This window comes from uncultured Phenylobacterium sp., from assembly GCF_902826855.1.
GTDB lineage: Bacteria > Pseudomonadota > Alphaproteobacteria > Caulobacterales > Caulobacteraceae > Phenylobacterium.
In genome coordinates this window covers 1-5,297 of the sequence record NZ_CADEGK010000265.1, presented here as the reverse complement: position 1 = coordinate 5,297, position 5,297 = coordinate 1, and the positions used below count along the sequence as shown (strand labels likewise).

The following is a 5,297-nucleotide window of genomic DNA, read 5'->3' as shown; positions in this document are numbered from 1 at the left end:
GCTCGACCCCGATGGCGCCTGGACCGGCGTGAGCCGCAGGGGCTTGGACTTGGCCGGCAAGTGGACCGTCAAGGGCGACAAGGTGTGCCTCAAGCAGTCGGAGCCTCGCCTGCCGGGAACCATGTGCGAGACGTTCCCAACGGCGTTGGGGGTCACCACCCAAGTCAAGGACCCAACCGGAAAAGCGGTTCAGCTGAAGCTGGTCAAAGGTCGCATCACGAAATAGCAGGCGCTGGCCAATGGTCGGGTCGGGTCCTCCTTGGTCGCCTTCGGCGCGGAGCCGTGAGGTTGCGTAGTCACTTTCCCTTGGCGGCCTCATCGCCCCGCTTCCGGCCGAATGGCCAAGCCGTCAGACCGCCGGCGAACAGCGCCCACCAGACGATCACCGGCTGGAAGGCCAAACGTGGCGCGTGATAGGGCCACCACGCGCCGGGGCCGTGGACCGAAACCGCATCGACTGCGTGTTTGATGTTCGCCGGATAGACGCACACGGCGTAGAGCGCGAGGCCCACGGCGGCCGCACGGCGGAATGGTGGCGCCGCGACCAAAGCCGTCGCCCCCAAGATCTCGGCAACGCCCGTCGCGGCGATGACCAGCTCTGGCTGGGGCACCCAGTCGGGCGTGATGCTGAGGAACGGGGCCGGCAGCCACAGATGCGCGATGCCAGCCCCGAGATAGGCAGCGGCCAGCACGATCCGAAAGATAGACCTGGATGTTTCGAGCCTGACCAAACGCGGCGCACCTCTCACGGGACGCCGCGACCGCAGGCGCTATGGCCCTCTATTCCGTTCGGGTCTCTACGGCTATCCGCACCGCTCCTCCCGAGGCGGGGCAAGGAACATCCCGGCGCACCGGCCAGACCGACCCTACTTCGGTGGCATTCGGATCGCGCCGTCCAGCCTCAGGTTCTGGCCGTTGAAATAGGTGTTACGGACCAGTTCCAGCACCAGGCTCCCGAACTCCTCGGGCTTGCCCAGGCGCTTGGGGAACGGGACCGACTTCGACAGGCCCTCGAACACCGCCGGCGCTCGGTCCTTCACTGAGAGCATCGGAGGGGTCGCGAAGATGCCTGGCATGATCGAATTGACCCGGATGCCCAGATCCATGAGGTCGCGGGCCATCGGCAGCACCAGACCGTTGACCCCCGCCTTGAGCGAACCGTAGGCGATCTGGCCGATCTGCGCGTCCTGCGCCGCGACGCTGGCGGTGAGGACGATCATCCCGCGCTCGCCGTCCTCCAAGGGCTCCAGGCCGGCCATTCCTTCGGCGGAGAGGGACGCGATGCGATAGCTGGCGATCAGGATGCCCTGCGCCGAAAACGCGTAATCCTCAGTGGAGAACCGGCGGTAACGCCCCGTCTCACGATCATAGGCCAGGGTCTTGCCGCCCTTCGAAATCTGGGCGCAGTGGATGCAGACCCGCTCCTGCCCATGGGCGGCGCGAGCCTTGGCGAAGCCCGCGACGACTTGCTCTTCGCTGGTGATGTCGACCTTGCAGAAGATGCCGCCGATGGCGTCGGCGACAGCCTGTCCCGCCGTCTCGTTGACGTCGAAAATCGCAACCTTGATCCCAGCCGCCGCCAAAGCTTCGGCGCTGGCCTTGCCGAGGCCCGAGGCGCCGCCCGTCACGACTGCCGCAATATTCCCATCGATCTTCACGCGCCGAGATCCTTCTGTTTTCGTCGATGCAAGGCGCGTAGCCGCCTCCCGTGGGGTCCGACAACCCTCTTCGCCGGGAAAGCCGCGTCAGATCGCCCGTTCGCGGCCGGCCCAGAACGGTTCGCGGAGCTTGCGTTTGAAGATCTTGCCCGAGTCCTCGCGCGGCAGGCTTTCGGCGAAGTCGATGCGGCGGGGCACCTTGTAGCCGGACAACGTGCGGCGCAGCTCGCGACGCAGGTCTTCGGCGTCCAGCAAGGCGTCGGGCAGCGGCTGGACGACCGCCATCACGCTCTCCCCATACTCGTCGTCGGGAATGCCGAAGACCGCGCAGTCGGCGACGCCCGGCAGCTTGTGCAACTCCGCCTCGATCTCTGCAGGATAGATGTTGGCGCCGCCCGATATGATCATGTCGTTCTTGCGGTCACAGAGGTAGAGGAAGCCGTCGGCGTCGAAGTAGCCGACGTCGCCCGGCGTGATCAGGCCGTACTTTTCCATCGCGGCCCGCTTCTCCGGCGCGTTCTGGTAGGTGAAATCGACGGCCACCCGGCTGCGGCCGATGACTTCGCCCACGGTCCCGGTCGGCACGTCGGCGCCCGCCTCGTCAACGACGCGCAGGTCGATTCCGGGCTGGACGCGGCCCACCGAACCGGGGTGCGCCAGCCACTCCTCCGAGGTGAGATTGGTGACGTTCCCCATCTCGGTGGAGCCGTAGTACTCGTTGATGATCGGGCCCCACCATTCAATCATCGCGCGCTTCACCGGCGGCGGGCACGGCGCGGCGGCGTGGGTGACGTAGCGCAGCGACGAGAGATCGTAGCGGCGCTTCACCTCGTCGGGCAGACGCAGCAGGCGGGCGAACATGATCGGCACCATGTTGAGGTGGGTGATCTTCTCCTGCTCGATCAGTTGCAGGAGTCCCTCGGGATCGAACCGCGGGGTAATGACGACGTTCGCGCCCATTCGGATCGAGAACGCCGAGTGGGCGTTCGGGGCCGAGTGATACACCGGGCCGATGACGGCGGTGGTCACTTCGCCCGGATCGCGTCGGCCTTCCAGGAAGTCGGTGTAGCCGTAAGACCAGCCCAGCATTCGGCTCGAGGCCGCCGCCTGCTCGGGCGTCGCGATCGGCCGGCGCACCCCCTTCGGCCGGCCCGTGGTGCCGGAGGTGTAGATGATCGAGCTGGGCGCCGCGGCGATCTCCCCCGCGAAGGGCGCGGCCGCGTCCACCAGGTCGCCCCACAGCGGCGCACCCGCCGACGGCGGCGGACTGCCCACGCCGTAGGCGGCCTGGATTTCCGGCGAGGTCGCCACGACCACGGTCGGCAGTCCGTCCGGGATCGCGCTGGCAATCGCCGGCAGAAGATCGGCGTGGATGATCAGCAGCTTCACACCGCTGTCGCGCAGCAGATAGCCCGCCTCGTCCGGGGTGTAGTGCCAATTCACCGGGACCGGATAGACGCCCAGCAGGCCGGCGCCGAAGCTGGCCTCGAAGTAGGCGATCTCGTTGCGGAGATAGAGCGCCACGCCGTCGCCCGCTACGAGGCCGAAGCCCGCCAGCACCGTCGCGGCCCGGCGGCATCGGTCGTCGAGCGTCCCGGCCTCGAATGTGCGGGCGCCACTCTTGATCCAGCCCATGACGGCCTCCGCTCCGGCGACCGGGCAAGGTTGCGCCCGCTGCCCCGGCGGCAGCAAAGTCGGGAGGCGCGCCGCGCTAGGCGCCGCCTGCAGCGCTCAGGTTGCAGCCGTCGTACCCATTCGCGGCGACCTCGTCGCACTTCTCACGATAGACGGGCACGCCGCCGATGTAGGGCATGAACACGCGCGGTTTTCCGGGAACATTCGCGCCCATGTACCAGCTGTTGGCGAGGGGATAGAGCGTGGTGTCGCCGACCTCGTTGACGTGGGCGACCCAGTCGGCCTCGGCCTTTGGACTGGCCTCGATGAGGCCCAGCTGTCGCTCGCCCAGATAGGCCAGGCAGTCGCTGATCCAGTCCACGTGCTGCTCGATCGACACCATCATGTTGGACAGCACCGACGGGCTGCCGGGGCCGGTGATCACGAACAGGTTGGGGAAGCCCGCGACCATCAGGCCGAGATAGGTCGTGGGCCCGTCTGCCCACTTCTCTTTCAGCGACTGGCCGCCCCGGCCGCGGATGTCGACCGCGTTGAGCGCCCCCGTCATGGCGTCGAAGCCGATCGCGAAGACGATGACATCGAAAACGCGCTCGCCGTCCGCGGTCCGGATGCCGTCCTCGGTGATGGTCTGGATCGGCGTGGTCGTGAGGTCGACCAGGGCGACGTTGTCGCGGTTGTAGGTGTCGAAATAGCCGCTGTCGACGCAGGGGCGCTTGGTGAAGAGCGGATGGTTCTTGGGGGCCAGCTTCTCGGCCAGGGCCGGGTCCTTGACGATGCTGCGGATCTTCTCGCGGACGAATTCGGAGACCTCGTCGTTGACCGACTTGTCGAAAACGAGGTCGGCGAAGGACCCCCCAAGGGCGAAGCCGCCCTTGGCCCACCGCGCCTCCATGATCTGGCGGCGTTCCGCCGGGGTGAAGTCGGCGGCGTTCTTGTCGCACTCGTCGATGAAGAGCTGGCCGAAGCCCTGGGCCCGCGCCCCCGCGCGGCGTTCGGCGCGGTTGGCCTTCCAGTCTGCGGCGACCGCGGGGTCGGCCGGGGCGTTGTGGGCGGGCAGGCTGAAGTTCGGCGTCCGCTGATAGACGGTGAGGTGCTTGGCCTGTTGGGCGATCAGCGGGATGGCCTGAATGGCCGAGGAGCCCGTACCGATGACCGCAACGGTCTTGCCTGTGAGATCGAGGCCCTCGGGCCAGCTGCTCGTGCGGTAGACCTGGCCCTTGAAGCGGTCCGCGCCGAGGATATCGATGTCCTTGGGAACCGAAAGGCACCCCGTCGCCATGATGCAGTAGCGGGCCGACACCACATCGCCGGCGTCCGTCGTCACCGTCCACCGACCGGTCCCCTCATCGAAGACCTGCGACAGGACACGGGTGTTGAACTGAACATCCCCCCGAAGGCCGAAGCGGTCCGCCACGTGGTTGGCGTAGCGCAGCAGCTCCTCCTGCGGCGCATACTTCTCCGACCATTGCCACTCGTCTTCCAGCTCCGGCGAGAACGAGTAGGAATACTCCTGGCTGACGATATCGACCCGCGCCCCGGGGTAGCGGTTCCAGTACCAGGTGCCGCCGACGCCGGAGCCCGCCTCGAAAACGCGGGCGGTCAATCCCATCATGCGCAGCCGGTGCAGCATGTAGAGCCCGGAAAACCCGGCGCCGACGACGACGGCGTCGTAGCTGGCTGTCACCTCACGGGCGGCCTGCGGCATTGTCTCTCGCTCCATGTATCTGCGACCGTGATTCAGTGGGGCCCGCCCGCCAGCGAAGGCGAAGCCGAACTCCCCCTAAGCTCTATCCAGGCGAGACCGAAGTCCAGGTCTAGAAACCACCGGGGGCCCTGGCGCCGCGAGGCTCGCGCCCACATCGGCGCCTCGCCGTTCGGCGAGGATGTCACCCTCGCCGTCACGCAACCGATCGCGGCCAACCGCCTGGCGGACGTGAGGGACCGGTATGGGCCCACATTTCCCAAGTAAGGCGCTGATTTCGCTGTCCTGACCATTATATTTCC

5 protein-coding genes are annotated in these 5,297 nt (G+C 67.2%); 1 reads left to right on the top strand and 4 read right to left on the bottom strand.

All coding sequences use genetic code 11. The annotated features are described in order from the left end of the window. On the top strand, positions 1–226 hold a 226-nt coding region (locus QZV94_RS22820; RefSeq protein WP_293682423.1), incomplete at its 5' end, for a hypothetical protein. Between the two features lie 70 nt (positions 227–296). Here QZV94_RS22820 and QZV94_RS22815 read toward each other — a convergent pair. The 4 genes from QZV94_RS22815 to QZV94_RS22800 all read right to left on the bottom strand — a co-directional run bounded on the left by QZV94_RS22815 (position 297) and on the right by QZV94_RS22800 (position 4,998). Continuing rightward, positions 297–692, bottom strand: a complete 396-nt coding sequence (locus tag QZV94_RS22815; protein ID WP_293682421.1) for a DoxX family protein — start codon at positions 690–692, stop codon at positions 297–299. Positions 693–866: 174 nt separating this feature from the next. Then, the gene (locus QZV94_RS22810; RefSeq protein WP_293682419.1) at positions 867–1,658 is read right to left on the bottom strand and encodes an SDR family oxidoreductase; all 792 of its coding nucleotides are present in this window, start codon (positions 1,656–1,658) and stop codon (positions 867–869) included. 87 nt (positions 1,659–1,745) lie between these two features. After that, on the bottom strand, positions 1,746–3,293 hold the full coding sequence (locus QZV94_RS22805) for an acyl-CoA synthetase (RefSeq protein ID WP_293682417.1): 1,548 nt from the start codon (positions 3,291–3,293) through the stop codon (positions 1,746–1,748). Between the two features lie 76 nt (positions 3,294–3,369). After that, positions 3,370–4,998 carry an NAD(P)/FAD-dependent oxidoreductase gene (locus QZV94_RS22800; RefSeq protein ID WP_293682416.1) on the bottom strand — a complete coding sequence of 543 codons (1,629 nt, stop codon included), beginning with the start codon at positions 4,996–4,998 and terminating at the stop codon, positions 3,370–3,372. Positions 4,999–5,297: the final 299 nt, after the last annotated feature.

Bases quoted from the DNA above. Each gene is read 5' to 3' on its own strand.
- QZV94_RS22805 (WP_293682417.1), bottom strand. From the start codon at position 3,293: ATGGGCTGGATCAAGAGTGGCGCCCGCACATTCGAGGCCGGGACGCTC.
- QZV94_RS22800 (WP_293682416.1), bottom strand. From the start codon at position 4,998: ATGCCGCAGGCCGCCCGTGAGGTGACAGCCAGCTACGACGCCGTCGTC.